This is a genomic window from Chenggangzhangella methanolivorans (assembly GCF_042648545.1).
GTDB lineage: Bacteria > Pseudomonadota > Alphaproteobacteria > Rhizobiales > Methylopilaceae > Methylopila > Methylopila methanolivorans.
This window is the reverse complement of record NZ_JBHRXS010000006.1, coordinates 953,965-969,255: the sequence shown is the minus strand read 5'-3', so window position 1 is coordinate 969,255 and position 15,291 is coordinate 953,965. Positions and strand designations below refer to the sequence as shown.

General features: G+C 67.9%; 13 protein-coding genes. 10 read left to right on the top strand and 3 right to left on the bottom strand.

What is annotated here, in order from left to right; all coding sequences use genetic code 11:
- The first annotated feature begins 31 nt into the window (after window positions 1–31).
- Both ACFOWB_RS16110 and ACFOWB_RS16105 read left to right on the top strand, forming a co-directional pair.
- Window positions 32–1,249: a glycosyltransferase family 87 protein gene (locus ACFOWB_RS16110; protein ID WP_378148256.1), complete on the top strand. Its 1,218-nt coding sequence runs from the start codon at window positions 32–34 to the stop codon at window positions 1,247–1,249.
- On the top strand, window positions 1,233–2,201 hold the full coding sequence (locus tag ACFOWB_RS16105; protein WP_261405847.1) for a glycosyltransferase family 2 protein: 969 nt from the start codon (window positions 1,233–1,235) through the stop codon (window positions 2,199–2,201). Before ACFOWB_RS16110 ends, ACFOWB_RS16105 begins: the two co-directional genes overlap by 17 nt.
- A gap of 11 nt (window positions 2,202–2,212) precedes the next feature.
- Here ACFOWB_RS16105 and ACFOWB_RS16100 read toward each other — a convergent pair whose 3' ends face one another.
- Window positions 2,213–2,827: an FMN-dependent NADH-azoreductase gene (locus ACFOWB_RS16100; RefSeq protein WP_261403181.1), complete on the bottom strand. Its 615-nt coding sequence runs from the start codon at window positions 2,825–2,827 to the stop codon at window positions 2,213–2,215.
- Window positions 2,828–2,902: 75 nt separating this feature from the next.
- On the opposite strand from ACFOWB_RS16100, the gene ACFOWB_RS16095 reads away from it, so the two are divergent.
- From ACFOWB_RS16095 to ACFOWB_RS16065, 7 genes are all read left to right on the top strand, one after another.
- Entirely contained in the window at window positions 2,903–3,307 is a 405-nt protein-coding gene (locus tag ACFOWB_RS16095) for a winged helix-turn-helix transcriptional regulator (protein WP_261403180.1), read from the top strand.
- A 225-nt stretch (window positions 3,308–3,532) separates the two neighbouring features.
- Window positions 3,533–4,360, top strand: a complete 828-nt coding sequence (gene map, locus ACFOWB_RS16090) for a type I methionyl aminopeptidase (RefSeq protein ID WP_261403179.1) — start codon at window positions 3,533–3,535, stop codon at window positions 4,358–4,360.
- 176 nt (window positions 4,361–4,536) lie between these two features.
- Window positions 4,537–5,292: a RadC family protein gene (radC, locus tag ACFOWB_RS16085; RefSeq protein ID WP_261403178.1), complete on the top strand. Its 756-nt coding sequence runs from the start codon at window positions 4,537–4,539 to the stop codon at window positions 5,290–5,292.
- A gap of 131 nt (window positions 5,293–5,423) precedes the next feature.
- Complete coding sequence (locus tag ACFOWB_RS16080) at window positions 5,424–6,821, top strand: circularly permuted type 2 ATP-grasp protein (RefSeq protein ID WP_378148819.1); 1,398 nt, start codon at window positions 5,424–5,426, stop codon at window positions 6,819–6,821.
- Window position 6,822: 1 nt separating this feature from the next.
- A complete protein-coding gene (locus ACFOWB_RS16075) occupies window positions 6,823–7,764 on the top strand; it encodes an alpha-E domain-containing protein (protein ID WP_261403177.1) in 942 nt (313 codons plus the stop codon).
- A 28-nt stretch (window positions 7,765–7,792) separates the two neighbouring features.
- Window positions 7,793–8,716 carry a transglutaminase family protein gene (locus tag ACFOWB_RS16070; RefSeq protein ID WP_378148251.1) on the top strand — a complete coding sequence of 308 codons (924 nt, stop codon included), beginning with the start codon at window positions 7,793–7,795 and terminating at the stop codon, window positions 8,714–8,716.
- Window positions 8,717–8,835: 119 nt separating this feature from the next.
- Window positions 8,836–9,594, top strand: a complete 759-nt coding sequence (locus tag ACFOWB_RS16065; RefSeq protein WP_261403176.1) for a peptidase — start codon at window positions 8,836–8,838, stop codon at window positions 9,592–9,594.
- 113 nt (window positions 9,595–9,707) lie between these two features.
- Here the strand turns inward: ACFOWB_RS16065 and ACFOWB_RS16060 are convergent, their stop codons facing one another.
- Both ACFOWB_RS16060 and ACFOWB_RS16055 read right to left on the bottom strand, forming a co-directional pair.
- Complete coding sequence (locus ACFOWB_RS16060) at window positions 9,708–10,187, bottom strand: DUF2155 domain-containing protein (RefSeq protein WP_378148249.1); 480 nt, start codon at window positions 10,185–10,187, stop codon at window positions 9,708–9,710.
- Window positions 10,188–10,280: 93 nt separating this feature from the next.
- On the bottom strand, window positions 10,281–10,697 hold the full coding sequence (locus tag ACFOWB_RS16055; RefSeq protein ID WP_261405846.1) for an NADH:ubiquinone oxidoreductase subunit NDUFA12: 417 nt from the start codon (window positions 10,695–10,697) through the stop codon (window positions 10,281–10,283).
- Window positions 10,698–11,301: 604 nt separating this feature from the next.
- Here ACFOWB_RS16055 and ACFOWB_RS16050 point away from each other — a divergent pair.
- Window positions 11,302–15,012 (top strand): vitamin B12-dependent ribonucleotide reductase, encoded by a 3,711-nt coding sequence (locus ACFOWB_RS16050; RefSeq protein WP_378148247.1) that lies wholly within the window; start codon window positions 11,302–11,304, stop codon window positions 15,010–15,012.
- Window positions 15,013–15,291 lie beyond the last annotated feature (279 nt).

Here is a 15,291-nt window from a genome sequence, read left to right as displayed (position 1 = left end):
TCTTCCGAAGACCTCCGGGAGAGCCCACGGCGTGACCGCGCCCGACCCCACCGCCCTCGCCATCCGCGCCCGCATCGTCCCCGTGACTCTCGCGCTTATCGGGGCCTATGCGGTGGCGCTCGGCGCCATGTGGGCGACGTCGTCGGGCGGCCTCGACGCCGCGGGCCGCCCGCTCGGAACCGACTTCTCCAATGTCTGGGCGGCCGGCCGCCTCACGCTCGAAGGCGCTCCGCAGGCGTCTTACGACCTCGCGCGTCACTACGCCGAGCAGGTGAGGGAGTTCGGTCCGGGCGTGCCGTTCTTCGGCTGGCACTACCCCCCGATGTTCCTCGCGCTCGCGGCGGCGCTCGGCGCCCTGCCCTATCTCGGAGCGCTCCTCGTCTGGCAGGCCGCGACGCTTCCGATCTATCTCTATGGCCTCGTGAAGATCTTCGGCGAGAGCCGCCGCGAGCTGCTGTTCGCCGGCCTCGCCTTCCCGGCCGTGTTCGTGAACCTCACCCACGGCCACAACGGGTTCTTGACCGCGGGCCTGTTCGGCCTCGGCCTTGCGCTGCTGCGCAGCCGGCCGATCCTCGCCGGCGTTCTGCTCGGCCTCCTCGCCTACAAGCCCCAGTTCGGCGTGCTGCTGCCCTTCGCGCTCGCGGCCGGCGGCTATTGGCGGACCGCGTTCGCCGCCGCCGCCACCGTCATGGCGACCTGCGCGCTGTCTCTTGCGCTTTTCGGCGTCGAGACCTGGCAGGCGTTCGCCGCGAGCGCCGCCTTCACCCGCACGGTGGTGCTCGAGGCCGGCGACACGGGCTGGCACAAGATCATGAGCGTCTTCGCGGCGGCGCGCGCGCTCGGCGGCGGGTTGCCTACCGCCTATGCGGCGCAAGGGATCGTGGCGGCCGCGACGCTCGCGGTCGTGATCCGGCTCTGGCGGAACGACGCGCCCTTCGGCGCCAAGGCCGCGGCCTTGCTCGCCGGCTCCGTTCTCGTGACGCCTTACGCGCTCGACTACGACCTGATGATCCTCGCGCCCGCCCTCGCCTTCATGGTGCGCGACGCGCTCCAGCTCGGCTTCCGCCGCTTCGAGGCGGCCGCGCTCGCCTTCGTCTGGGCCGCGCCGCTCGTCGCGCGCACGCTCGCCGAACTCACGCTGATCCCGGTCGGCTTCCTCGCCACGTTGACGCTGTTCGCGCTCGCCGCGAGCCGCGACCCCGCCCTCTTCGCCCTCTCACGGACGCACGCCCATGCCGCAGGTCGTTGAACGCCTCTACGAGCTCGCGAACCTCAAGCCGCAGGCTGCGCCGCTGAAGGTCGCGGTGCTGCTGCCCTGCTACAACGAGGAGGCCGCGATCGGCGACGTCGTGCGCGGCTTCCGGGCCGTGCTGCCGGGCGCCGATATCTACGTCTACGACAACAATTCGAAGGACCGCACGATCGAAAAGGCCGAAGAGGCCGGCGCGATCGTCCGCCGCGAGCGGCGGCAGGGGAAGGGCAACGTCGTGCGCCGCATGCTCGCCGACGTCGAGGCCGACGTCTACCTCATGGCCGACGGCGACCTGACCTACGATCCGCTGGCCGCCCCGCTTCTCATCGAACGGCTCGTCTCCGAGCAGCTCGACATGGTGGTGGCGACGCGCGAGGGCGAAGGCATGCTGGCCCGCAAGGGCCACGCCGCCGGCAACGCGATGTTCAACCGCATGATCACGCGCCTGTTCGGGACCGGCTTCACCGACATCCTGTCTGGCTACCGAGTGTGCTCGCGACGCTTCGCCAAGTCGTTCCCGACCGCCTCGAACGGCTTCGAGATCGAGACCGAGCTCTCGATTCATGCGCTCGACCTGCGCCTTGCGGTCGACGAGATCCCTGTCCGCTACGGCAAGCGTCCGGAGAACTCGACCTCCAAGCTCTCCACGTTCCGCGACGGCTTCCGGATCCTCTGGACCATCGCGATGATGTACCGCGCGGTGAAGCCGTTCCGGTTCTTCGGCGCGATCGCGCTCGCGCTCGCAGGCGCAGGCGCGGTCCTCGGCGCGCCGGTGGTGGTGGAGTTCCTGGAGACGGGACTCGTGCCCCGCCTGCCGACCGCCGTGCTCGCCGCGAGCGTGATGCAGCTTTCGGTGCTCAGCCTGGTCTGCGGCATCGTCGTCGAGGCCATCGCCGAGGCGAGGCGCGAAGCCAAACGGCTCCGCTACCTCGAACTGAAGGGCGCGTGAAAGCCGGCCCGTCAGGCCGCCTTCAGCCTGACGGTCGCTCCGACCGCGCTTTCGATCGCCTTTTCGCGCAGGCTGGGCCCAGCCATCACGCCTTCGGCGACCAGAAACTCGACGTCCGTGACGCCGATGAAGGCGAAAACCGCCTTCAAGTAGCTCTGGACATGCTCGAAGGCCGCCATCGGCGTGTCCGCGCCGTAGAAGCCCCCGCGGGAGATGGCGACGACGACGCGCTTGCCGCCCGCAAGACCGACCGGCCTGCCGTCCTCGCCGTAGCGGAACGTCTTGCCCGCCACGAGCACGCGATCGACCCAGGCCTTGAGTTGGCTGGGCACGCCGAAATTGTACATCGGCGCGCCGATCACCACCACGTCGGCGTCGAGAAACTCCTGCAGCGCGCGGGCGCCCTCCTCGTTCTCGGCTCGGACGCCCGCGGGCGCGTCCGAACCGAGAGCGAGGGCCGCCAGATGGGCTCCCGAAAGGTGCGCGATCGGCGCGCCTGCGAGGTCGCGGCGGACGATTTCAAGCTCCGGAGCTTCGTTCTTGAACCGCGCGACGGCCGCGGCCGAGACCGTGCGGCTGACCGAATTGTCGCCAAGGATGCTGGCGTCGACATGAAGCAGTTTCATCTTGATCCTCGGTATAGGTTTGTGACCGAGGCTCCATAAGTTACCTTCGAGCGCGCCGCGCAAGGAGGCACAGATTTGACACGCAGCCACACCGATGTGCCCGCCCACGGCTACACCGGCGCCGAGAACCACGACTGCCGCATGGTCAATTCGGTGCTGGCGCGGGTCGGCGACAAGTGGAGCGTGCTCGTCGTCACGATCCTTGCGGACGGACCGAGGCGGTTCAACGAACTGAAGCGCCAGATCGGCGGGGTGTCGCAGCGGATGCTGACGCTGACGCTGCGCGGGCTCGAACGCGACGGGCTGGTGACGCGCACCGTGACGCCCTCGATCCCGCCGCGGGTCGACTACGAGCTCACCGACCTCGGGCGCTCCCTGCAGCGGCATGCGATCGCCCTCGCGGGCTGGGCGATCGAGAACCAGAGCGTGATCGAAGGCGCGCGCAAGGCGTTCGACGAGCGGCACGCGGCGTCCAGCTGAGACGCCCGCAAGGTCTGGCGCGGGATTTCCCAGGGTACGGCTCGCCGCCGGGCCCCGGACAGGCTCCACGCAGCTCGTACGCCGTCCGTCCCAGCCCCTGGCAAGCGCGTGATCGGCGGGCAGACCGCCAGCCGCTGACCGCGCTCCCGCGGCCGGATCGCTTGCGCCGGCCGCGCATGCGCTTATGTTGCGGGGCGTTCCCAAGCCCCGCAACTTCGGCCCCAAATGACCTTCGTCGACGCTGACACCTCGCCCCTTCGCAAGACTGGAGCCATCAAGCTTCATGGTCCGGAAGCGTTCGAGGGCATGCGCAAGGCCGGCCGCCTCGTCGCCGAGGGGCTCGACATGCTGGGCGAACGCGTGAAACCCGGCGTGACGACCGAAGAGCTCGACCGGCTGGCGCTCGAGTTCGGCATGGACAACGGCGCGCTGCCGGCCTGCCTCTACTACCGCGGCTACACCCACACGATCTGCACCTCGATCAACCACGTGGTCTGCCACGGCATCCCGAACGACAAGCCGCTGCGCGAAGGCGACATCGTCAATGTCGACGTCACCTACATCGTCGACGGCTGGCACGGCGATTCGAGCCGGATGTATGCCGTCGGCGCGATCCCGCGCCGCGCCGAACGGCTGATCGAGATCACCTACGAGTCGCTGATGCGCGGCGTCGCGGCGGTGAAGCCCGGCGCCACCACCGGCGACATCGGCGCGGCGATCCAGGACTACGCCGAGGGCGAGCGCTGCTCCGTGGTGCGCGACTTCTGCGGCCACGGCATCGGCCGCCTGTTCCACGACGAGCCCAACATTCTGCATTACGGCCGCCGCGGCGAGGGCCCGGAGCTCAAGCCCGGAATGCTCTTCACCATCGAGCCCATGATCAATCTCGGCCGCCCGCACGTAAAAGTGCTCGGCGACGGCTGGACGGCGGTGACCCGCGACCGCTCGCTCTCGGCGCAGTACGAGCACATGATCGGCGTGACCGAGACCGGCTACGAGATCTTCACGGAGTCGCCCCGTGGCCTGATGGCTCCGAGCTTCGCGAGCGCCTGAACGAAGCCGACTGCGCGCTTCGAGACGCCGCTCGCATGAGGATCGTGGAGAAGCGAAAACCATCCTGAGGCTGAGGCGCCGGCCGTCGGCAGGCGTCCGGAATCACGCAGTTCCTTGCCGATCGTCGCGGCTGGGGCCACGATGGGGTCACGCCCCGTTCGCGAGCCAGAGCCCGCATGTCCACAGACGCCGAAAGCGCCCTGCCCGGCTTCGACGACGCGCTGCCCGCGCGCAAGACGGCGTCGCCCGCCGGCGACGCCGAGCCCCACTATCTCGGCCACCGCGCCCGGCTGAAGGCGCGCTTCCTCGACAGCGGGCCCGAATCTCTCCCCGACTACGAACTGCTCGAGCTCGTGCTCTTCCGCACGCTTCCCCGCGGAGACGTGAAGCCGCTCGCCAAGCAGCTGATCGCCGCCTTCGGCTCCTTCGCGGACGTGCTGGCGGCGCCCTATGAACGGCTCGTCGAGATCAAGGGCGTCAAGGACGCGACCGCGACCGACTTCAAGGTGATCGAAGCCGCAGCACGAAGATTCGCCAAGGGCGCGATCGGCAAGAAGACCGTGCTGTCGTCTTGGTCGGCGCTGATCGACTACTGCCGCACCGCCATGGCGTTCGACGACCGCGAGCGTTTCCGCATCCTGTTCCTCGACAAGAAGAACGGCCTGATCGCCGACGAGGTGCAGCAGTCCGGCACGATCGACCACACGCCCGTCTATCCGCGCGAGGTGGTCCGTCGCGCTCTTGAGCTTCGCGCCTCCGCGCTCATCCTCGTCCACAATCATCCGTCCGGCGACCCGACGCCGAGCCGCGCCGACATCGAGATGACTCGCACGATCGTCCAGATCGCCAAACCGCTCGGGATCGAGATCCACGACCATGTGATTGTAGGTCGCGAGGGTCACGCCTCGTTTCGCGCGCTAAAGTTGTTCTGACGGGTCGGGAGGCGCCGCGGCGCCTGAAAAAGGGGCGCCGCCCCCCTTTCCACGAGCCGCTCGTGGATTAGCATCTCTCCAGACGCGTTCTATTGGAGTCCGTTCGCTTGCCAGCCCTCGCCTTTGACGAAATGACGCTGTCCGACGGCTCAATCCGCGAGGCCTATGGCAAGCTTTCCGAATGGCTCAGCGCGGCGCCCCCCGATCTCCTGGAATATCGGGTGAAGGAAGCCGAGCTGCTGTTTCGGCGCATCGGCATCACCTTCGCGGTCTATGGCGACCAGCAGGCGCAGGAGCGCCTGATCCCGTTCGACATCATCCCGCGCATCATCACGAACCCTGAGTGGAACGCGCTCAAGGTCGGCCTCGAGCAGCGCGTTCGGGCGCTCAACATGTACATCGCCGACGTCTACGGACGGCGCGAGATCCTGAAGGCCGGGATCATCCCCGACGACCTCGTGTTCCAGAACGAGGCGTTCCGGCCCGAGATGGCGGGCAAGCGACCGCCTCACGACCTCTGGGTCCACATCGCCGGCATCGACATCGTCCGCGTCGACGCCGACACTTTCTACGTTCTCGAGGACAACGCCCGCACGCCGTCGGGCGTCTCCTACATGCTCGAGAACCGCGAGGTGATGATCCGCCTCTTCCCCGAGCTGTTCTCGCGCCACCGCGTCGCGCCGGTCGAGAAATACTCCGACGAGCTTCTGGCCACGCTGCGCTCGATCGCGCCGCGGTCGGCCTCGGCCGACCCCACCGTCGTGCTGATGACGCCGGGCGTCTACAACTCGGCCTATTACGAGCACTCGTTCCTGGCCGACAAGCTCGGCGTCGAGCTGGTCGAGGGCCGCGACCTCTTCGTGCGCGACGACGTCGTCTACATGCGCACGACCGAGGGCCCCAAGCGCGTCGACGTGATCTACCGCCGCATCGACGACGAGTGGATCGACCCGATGGTGTTCAAGCCCGAGAGTTCGCTCGGCGTTCCGGGGCTGATCAGCGCCTACCACGCCGGCAACATCACGCTGACCAACGCGGTCGGCACCGGCGTCGCCGACGACAAGGCCGTCTACAGCTACATGCCCGAGATCATTAAGTTCTATCTCGGCGCAGAGCCCATCTTGAAGAACGTCCCGACCTATCGCTGCCGCGAGCCCGAAGCGCTCAAATACGTGCTCGACCATCTGCCCGAGCTCGTGGTGAAGGAGGTCCACGGCTCCGGCGGCTACGGCATGCTGGTCGGCCCGCACGCCACCAAGGAGCAGATCGAGCTCTTCCGCGCCAAGCTGAAGGCCTCGCCGGCGGGCTTCATCGCCCAGCCGACGCTCGCGCTCTCCACCTGCCCCACTTACGTCAATTCCGGCGTCGCGCCGCGGCATGTCGATCTGCGGCCCTTCGTGCTGACCGGCACGGACGCCGTGCGCATCGTGCCCGGCGGGCTGACGCGCGTCGCGATGAAGGAGGGATCGCTGGTCGTGAATTCGAGCCAGGGCGGCGGGACCAAGGACACCTGGGTGCTGGACGACTGACATGCTGAGCCGCACCGCCGACAACCTGTTCTGGCTCTCGCGCTACATCGAGCGCGCCGACTCGCTCGCGCGCATCCTCGACGCGACCCAGCGCCTCGCCTCGCTTCCCGTCGCCTATGGCGGCAAGACCAACGAGTGGGAAAGCGCGCTGCAGACCGCGGGCGTGGCCACCGCCTTCTTCGCGAAGTACGAGGAAGCCAACCACGAGAACGTGGTGAGCTATCTCGCTTTCGACCGCGACAACCCCTCGTCGATCCTGAGCTGCTTCGAGACCGCCCGGCACAACGCCCGCTCGGTCCGAACCGCGCTCACCATGGAGATGTGGGACGCCATCAACGGCGCGTGGATCGAGCTGCGCCGGACCTCCGACCGCAAGCTCGCAGGCGAGGAGCTAACCCGCTTCCTCACCTGGGTGAAGGAGATCTCGCTGCGGTTCGACGGTTCGGCCGCGCGGACGATGCTGCGGAACGACATCTACGACTTTTCGCAGCTCGGGATGCTGCTCGAGCGCGCCGACAACACCGCGCGCATCCTCGACGTGAAGTACCACCTGCTGCTGCCCGACAAGGACGAGGTCGGCGGCGGCCTCGACTATTACCAGTGGTCCGCGATCCTGCGCGCCGTGTCGGCCGTGAACAGCTACCACTGGGTCTATCGCGAGAGCCTGAAGCCCTGGCTGGTGGCCGATCTCCTGATCCTCAACGACCAGATGCCGCGCTCGCTCGCCTCCTGCTATGGCGAGCTCGTGCGCCATCTCGACGACCTCGCGCGCGCCTATGGCCGCCAGGGCCAGGCGCAGCGGCTCGCGCGGGCGAGCAGGGTGAGGCTCGACAACGCCGACATCAAGGAGGTGTTCCAGGGCGGGCTGCACGAGTTCATCACCGGCTTCATCAGCGACAACAACCGGCTCGGCTCGGCGATCCACGAGCAGTATCTCGCATGACGACGCCTGGCATGACGGTGGCTGCGACATGCGCCTGAAGATCCGTCACGAGACGGTCTACAATTTCGAGACGGCGCCGGCCTCTGTGATCCAGACGCTGCGCCTCACCCCGCGCAGCTTCGAGGGGCTGCACGTGGTGCGCTGGCGGCTCGACATCGACCGCAATTGCCGCCTCCACGCCTCGGAGGACGCGTTCGGCAACCAGACCCACGTCTTCGCGGTCGACGGGCCGGTCGAAAGCCTGAGCGTCCTCGTCGAGGGCGAGGTTGACACCCATGACGTCAGCGGCGTGGTGCGGGGCGCGGTGGAGCGGTTCCCGGCGCCGCTTTATCTGCGCGAGACCGACCTCTCGACGCCTGACCTCGACATCCGCGCCTTCGCCGCCGACGCGGCGGCCGGCGCCAAGGATCCGCTCGACGCGCTCCACCGCCTGCTCGCCGCCGTCCACGAGACGGTGGCCCTCGATCCGGAGGCGAAGGATCCCGCCGGCAGCGCGGCGGAGGCCTTCGGCGTGAAGCGCGGCACGCCGCAGGATCTCGCCCATGTCTTCCTCGCCGCCGCGCGCAGCCTGGGGTCGCCCGGGCGATACGTCACCGGCTATCTGCACCTGAAGGACGGCGGGCAGTCGGCCACCGCCTCGCTCAGCCAGAGCCAGGACGGGCAGACGCAAAGCATGGGCGCGGCCGAGGCGGAGGACGAGGACGACGGGCCTCGCCCGCAGAACGCCGCGCATTGCTGGGCCGAGGCCTATGCGCCGGGTCTCGGCTGGGTCGGCTTCGATCCGTCGCTCGGCCTCAGCACCACCGAATCGCACGTCCGCGTCGCCATCGGCCTCGATCATCTGGGCGCGGCGCCCACCCGCGGCTCGCGATATGGCGGGATCGGCGAGACGTTTTCGGTGGACGTGTCGGTCGAAGCTTCGGGCGGTCCGCGCGCTTTCCGCCGCGCCTGACGCCGCAGCTTTCGAACTTCGGCGCCCAGCTTTCGGCGGCGCCGGAGACTCGCGCATTGTGCCGCGGCCTTCTCCCCTGCTAGCCTCCCGCGCGCGGGAGCTCGGGATCGTATTTCTCCATGACGTATTGCGTCGGCATACTGGTCCGCGACGGGCTCGTGATGATCGCTGACACGCGGACCAACGCGGGCATCGACAACATCGCGACCTTTCGCAAGCTAAAGATCGTCTCGGAGAAGGGACGGCGCACGCTCGCCATCGCGACGTCCGGGAACCTGTCGGTCAGCCAGTCGGTGCTGTCGCTGCTGTCGGAGGGCGTCGAGAATCCCGAAACGGGCGAGCTCGAGACGCTCGACCAGCAGCCCACCATGTTCAAGGCGGCGCAGCTCGTCGGCCGGGCGGTGCGCGAGGTCTGGCGCGTCGACGGCGCGAGCCTCGAACAAATGACGGCGCGCTTCGACGTCCAGATGCTCTTCGCCGGTCAGGTGGCGGGCGGACGCCTGCGTCTCTTCATGATCTACGCCGCCGGCAACTTCATCGAGGTGACGCCCGACACCCCCTATTTCCAGATCGGCGAGCACAAATACGGCAAGCCGATTCTCGACCGGGCGGTCACCTACGACACCGACCTCTACGACGCGCTGAAGATCGGCCTGATCTCGATGGACTCGACCATGCGCTCCAATCTCGGCGTCGGCCCGCCCATCGACGTCCTCGTGCTGCGGAAGGACGCGCTCGAACCCGAGCTCGATTTCCGGATCGAGCCGAACGACCAGTATTTTCTCGATCTTCGGGAGCGCTGGTCGCAGGCGCTGCGCGACGCCCACATGCAGATTCCCCGGCCGCCTTACGGCGCGAACGTGCCGGGCGACATCTAAGCCGAGCGCGCGCCGTCGTGCGGCGTCATTCCGGGTCGATGTCGAAGTGCGTCACGTCCTCGCGGCGGCCGAGCTTGGCGTAGAGCGACCGCAGGCTCGTCGCCGTATGAAGCTCACTCGCCGAGCGTCGGCCCCTGCGGGGCCTCGGGGCGCGCGCCGCCTTTGCAGTCGATCAGCCACACGTCGTAGATCGGATGCTCGACGCCCGTGAGGCCGGGACTCGAGGCGAACATCCAGCCCGAATAGATCTTACGCTGCTCGTTGGTGAGCGTGATCTCCTCGACGTCGACATACGAGGTCGTGTTCGGGGCCTCGGTCGGCGGGCGCGTGTAGCAGACATGCGGCGTCACCTTCAGCGCGCCGAAAGTCGCGACCTTGTCGATCGGCGCGTCGAATTCGGTGATGCGGCCGGTGATCTTGTCGAGCCCGTTGAACACCGCGACCGGGTTCGAAATCCGCGGCGTCGGCTGCACGACCTCGGGCCGCGCGGCGCGCGGCTGGCGCTCGAGCGTGGAGGTGCCGGGGTTCTGGGCGAGCGCGGCCGCCGGAACGAGAGCCGCGGCGGCGATCAGCAGACAGCGAAGGGACGACAAAACGGCTTTCAAGCCTCGGACAGGAGACGCGACGATTTTCGACGCCGTGAGCAAGCCCGGAAATTCAGGCGCGGACGAGGCGAAAACGGAGCCTCAGTCGCCGGGCGACCAGGCCTGATAGTCGCCGGTCGCGGCCGGACGCTTGCCCGTCGAGAGCGCCGAGCCCTTCGGGCGATAGGCGTCGGCCGAACCAGTGCGATTCGGAAGATGCGGCTTCTGCCATTCGCGCGCGACGTAGTTCTCGTTCGCAGGCGGCGTGTTGACCGTGTGGTGCATCCAGCCGTGCCAGCCGGCGGGAATCGCCGAGGCCTCGGCGTAGCCCGAATAGATCACCCAGCGCCGCTCGGTCCCGAAGGCGGCGTTCTTCGCGGGGTCGTTCGGCAGGCGATAATACTTGTTGCCGAACTCGTCCTCGCCCACGAGTTCGCCCTTGGCCCGAGAAATGGCCACGCGCGTTCCGATGGTGGAGCCGTTCCACCAGGTGAAGACGCTCGTGAGGATGCTCATCAGGGACATGGGTCGCCGCCCGCCGAGAAAGGTCCGATGGGTATCGGCCCGCAGGCTGCGTTTGTCCAGTCCGCACAGCCGTTCGGAGGCCGCTTTCGCGGGGCCGTGAACGTTGTCGCCCGCCGCTTATCCCCGGTGTTCGACGACCCTCCGGTTTTCCGCTTGACGGCGGCCGCGGCCACAATCGTCCCCGCAGTTTTCCACAGCGCGCCGGATCGGGCCGGGCCGTTAACGAGCGCTGAAAAACGACGGTTTGAGACAGCGCCGTGAACAGGTCGTCAACCTTTGATTCAGGAGTCGGGCGACACTATATCTAGTGTCTCGAACGGACCACATGGCCCCACAGATTGGGATACGTACGGGAAAAAGAGACTCGACTGAGACACGATTCTCGACCAGCTTCGGACCCGTCGCAGCCGACCTGATCGTCGGCGCCAGACAGCGACGGAACAATCGAACGCATCGCCCGCGCAAGGCCTCCCGGCCTTCCGGCCAAACTTGCGCACGCCCTGCGCGAGAGCGGCTTCTTGCGCTCCGGCGACTGCATCTGGAACGCTGACGCGTCTCGGGGGCGCGGCCGGCCTGACTTTTGGAGCTTTGGACGACCATGCGCATCGACCGTCGCTACACCAAGGCCGGCCAGTCGCGTTACGCGGAGATCGCGTTCCGCAAGGCGACGAGCGAGATCCGCAATCCGGACGGCTCTGTGGTCTTCCGCGCGGCCGACATCGACGTTCCGGAGGCCTGGAGCCAGGTCGCGGTCGACATTCTGGCGCAGAAGTATTTCCGCAAGGCCGGCGTCCCCGCGCGCCTGAAGCCAGTCGAGGAGAACACGGTTCCCTCCTGGCTCTGGCGCTCGGTCGCCGACGAGGCGGCGCTTCAGTCCCTGCCCGAGGCCGAGCGCTTCAGCGGCGAGCGCGACGCCCGTCAGGTCTTTGATCGTCTGGCCGGCACCTGGACGTATTGGGGCTGGGGCCAGGGCTATTTCGACACCGAGGAGGACGCGCAGGCGTTCTTCGACGAGCTCGCCTATATGCTCGCGACCCAGAAGGCCGCGCCGAACTCGCCGCAGTGGTTCAACACCGGCCTGCACTGGGCCTACGGCATCGACGGCCCCTCGCAGGGCCATTTCTACGCCGACCACAAGACCGGCGAAGTGCGCGCCTCCGAGAGCTCCTACGAGCGCCCGCAGCCGCACGCCTGCTTCATCCAGGGCGTCTCCGACGACCTCGTGAACGACGGCGGCATCATGGACCTGTGGGTCCGCGAGGCGCGCCTCTTCAAGTACGGCTCGGGCACCGGCTCGAACTTCTCCCAGCTCCGCGGCGAAGGCGAGCGACTGTCGGGCGGCGGGCGCTCGTCGGGCCTCATGTCCTTCCTCAAGATCGGCGACCGCGCCGCCGGCGCCATCAAGTCGGGCGGCACGACGCGCCGCGCGGCCAAGATGGTCGTGGTCGACGCCGACCACCCCGACATCGAGACCTACGTCTCGTGGAAGGTGAAGGAGGAGCAGAAGGTCGCGGCGCTTGTCACCGGCTCAAAGGTCGTCAAGAAGCATCTCAAGGCAATCCTGAAGGCCTGCGTGAACTGCGACGGTCCCGGCCATGACTGCTGCGACCCGGAGAAGAACCCGGCGCTCAAGCGTGAGGTGAAGCTCGCCCGCAAGGCGCAGGTCTCGGATTCGCTGATCAAGCGCGTGTTGCAGCAGGCGGCCCAGGGCAAGACCGACATCGATCTCGACACCTACACGACCGACTGGGACGGCGAGGCCTACCTCACGGTCGCGGGCCAGAACTCCAACAACTCGGTGCGCGTCACGGACGACTTCCTCCGCGCGGTCGAGCAGGACGGCGACTGGAACCTCATCGGCCGCACCACCGGCAAGGTCACCAAGACGCTGAAAGCTCGCGGGCTGTGGGACCAGATCTCCTACGCGGCCTGGGCCTGCGCCGATCCCGGCATCCAGTACCACACCACCGTCAACGACTGGCACACCTGCCCGGCTTCAGGCCCGATCCGCGCCTCGAATCCGTGCTCGGAGTACATGTTCCTCGACGACACGGCCTGCAATCTCGCCTCGCTCAACCTGCTGCAGTTCCGCCGCGCGGATAAGAGCTTCGACGTCGAGGCCTATTCCCACGCCTGCCGGCTGTGGACGATCGTGCTCGAGATCTCGGTGCTGATGGCGCAGTTCCCCTCGCGCCAGATCGCGGCCCTGTCGTGGAAGTTCCGCACGCTCGGCATCGGCTACGCCAACATCGGCGGCCTGCTGATGTCCTCGGGCGTCGCCTATGACTCGGCCGAAGCCCGCGCGCTCTGCGGCGCGCTCTCGGCGCTGATGACCGGCGTCTCCTACGCGACGTCCGCCGAGATGGCGGCCGAACTCGGGGCCTTCGACGGCTTCCCCGAGAACCGCGACCACATGCTGCGCGTCATCCGCAACCACGCCCGAGCCGCCCGCGGCGAGGCCGGCGGCTACGAGGCGCTCTCGACGCTCCCCGTGCCGCTCGACGTGGCTTCCGTGAAGCAGCGCGAGATCGCGACCGCGGCGCAGGACGTCTGGGCGAAGGCCCTCTCGCTCGGCGAGCAGCACGGCTTCCGCAACGCGCAGGTCTCGGTGGTGGCCCCGACCGGCACGATCGGCCTCGTGATGGACTGCGACACCACCGGCATCGAGCCCGACTTCGCGCTGGTGAAGTTCAAGAAGCTCGCGGGCGGCGGCTACTTCAAGATCATCAACCGCGCGGTGCCGGAGGCGCTCCGGGCGCTCGGCTACGCCGAGCACCAGATCGCCGAGATCGAGGCTTACGCCGTCGGCCACGGCTCGATGCGCCAGGCGCCGGGCGTCAACCCCTCGACGCTCCGCACCAAGGGTTTTTCGGACGAGGCCATCGAGACCCTGGAAGGCGCCTGCAAGTCGGCCTTCGACATCAAGTTCATCTTCAACAAGTGGACGCTGGGCGAAGCCTTCCTGCGCGACCAGCTGAAGGTGCCGGCCGAGAAGCTCGAGGATCCGTCCTTCGACCTGCTTGTCCATCTCGGCTTCACCAAGGCCGAGGTCGAGGCCGCCAACACCCATGTCTGCGGCGCGATGACGGTTGAGGGCGCGCCCTTCCTCAAGGCCGAGCACTATCCGGTGTTCGACTGCGCCAACCCTTGCGGGCGCACCGGCAAGCGCTTCCTCTCGGTCGAGAGCCACATCCGTATGATGGCGGCCGCCCAGCCCTTTATCTCGGGCGCGATTTCCAAGACCATCAACATGCCGAACGACGCGACCGTCGAGGATTGCGCCGCGGCCTACGACCTCTCCTGGAAGCTCGCGCTGAAGGCCAACGCCCTCTATCGCGACGGTTCGAAGCTCAGCCAGCCTCTTTCCGCGCAGCTGATCTCCGACGAGGAGGACGAGGACGACGCGATCGAGGCTCTCGTGGCCGCGCCGCAAGCGGCGCGGACGGCCCAGGTCATCGAGAAGATCGTCGAGCGCGTGCAGCTCACCCGCGAGCGCGAGAAGCTTCCGTCCCGCCGCAAGGGCTACACCCAGAAGGCGATCGTGGGCGGCCACAAGGTCTATCTGCGCACCGGCGAATATGACGACGGCCGCATCGGCGAGATCTTCATCGACATGCACAAGGAAGGCGCGGCCTTCCGCTCGGTGATGAACAACTTTGCCATCGCCGTCTCGCTCGGCCTGCAATACGGCGTGCCGCTCGAAGAATATGTGGAGGCCTTCACCTTCACCCGCTTCGAGCCGGCCGGCTTCGTGCAGGGCAACGACACGATCAAGAACGCGACGTCGATCCTTGACTACGTGTTCCGCGAACTCGCGATCTCGTATCTGTCGCGCTACGACCTCGCCCATGTCGACCCGTCGAGCATCACGCCCGACGCGATCGGCGAGGGCGTGAGCGAGGACCGCGCCCCCTCCCCGGTCCCGGTCTCCAAGGGTCTTGTGCGCGGCCGGCAGCTCTCCGCGGTGCCCTCCTCCACGACCAACGGCGAGCCTCGCGGCGCGGCCAGCGCCTCAAACGTGACCGCGATCGGCGGCCGCCCGGCGGTGACGGCTCTCTCGTCCGGCGGCGCCGCAACCGCGCTGAAGCGCGAGCCCGCGCGGGAAGAGACGCCTGCGCTCGGCCATCTCGCCTGGGAGGCCCCGAAGGAGCCCGCCCCTGCCGCCAAGACCGCCGAGGCCCGCCGAGCCGAAGCGCGCGTGAAGGGCTATGAGGGCGACAACTGCTCGGAGTGCGGCAACTACACGATGGTGCGCAACGGGACGTGCCTGAAGTGCGACACGTGTGGTTCGACGAGCGGGTGCAGCTGAGCGAACGGCTCATCGATGAGAGATTGAGCCGAGCGCCTTCAATCAAGAAACGGCCCGGACGAACCCGGGCCGTTTTCTTTTAGAGGCCCATACCGCCTCACCTCTTCAGCGTGCACGCCCCTCTCGAACTCCCGCGCCTCCGCCTTCTGGCCGCGCAGCGTCCGGAACGCCTTCGCTGCGTTCGCGGGGCCTTCCGCCGGCATGACGAACCCTGCGACGGTCGCCGTCGCGACATGGACGCCCCTCTGGTGGTAGGGTTCAGAAGCGCCCCGCACGAAC

What these genes read in the sequence shown, in the direction of transcription:
- ACFOWB_RS16105 (WP_261405847.1), top strand. Translation starts at nt 1,233, where the DNA reads ATGCCGCAGGTCGTTGAACGCCTCTACGAGCTCGCGAACCTCAAGCCG.
- radC (WP_261403178.1), top strand. Translation starts at nt 4,537, where the DNA reads ATGTCCACAGACGCCGAAAGCGCCCTGCCCGGCTTCGACGACGCGCTG.
- map (WP_261403179.1), top strand. Translation starts at nt 3,533, where the DNA reads ATGACCTTCGTCGACGCTGACACCTCGCCCCTTCGCAAGACTGGAGCC.
- ACFOWB_RS16065 (WP_261403176.1), top strand. Translation starts at nt 8,836, where the DNA reads ATGACGTATTGCGTCGGCATACTGGTCCGCGACGGGCTCGTGATGATC.
- ACFOWB_RS16050 (WP_378148247.1), top strand. Translation starts at nt 11,302, where the DNA reads ATGCGCATCGACCGTCGCTACACCAAGGCCGGCCAGTCGCGTTACGCG.
- ACFOWB_RS16070 (WP_378148251.1), top strand. Translation starts at nt 7,793, where the DNA reads ATGCGCCTGAAGATCCGTCACGAGACGGTCTACAATTTCGAGACGGCG.
- ACFOWB_RS16075 (WP_261403177.1), top strand. Translation starts at nt 6,823, where the DNA reads ATGCTGAGCCGCACCGCCGACAACCTGTTCTGGCTCTCGCGCTACATC.
- ACFOWB_RS16100 (WP_261403181.1), bottom strand. Translation starts at nt 2,827, where the DNA reads ATGAAACTGCTTCATGTCGACGCCAGCATCCTTGGCGACAATTCGGTC.
- ACFOWB_RS16080 (WP_378148819.1), top strand. Translation starts at nt 5,424, where the DNA reads ATGACGCTGTCCGACGGCTCAATCCGCGAGGCCTATGGCAAGCTTTCC.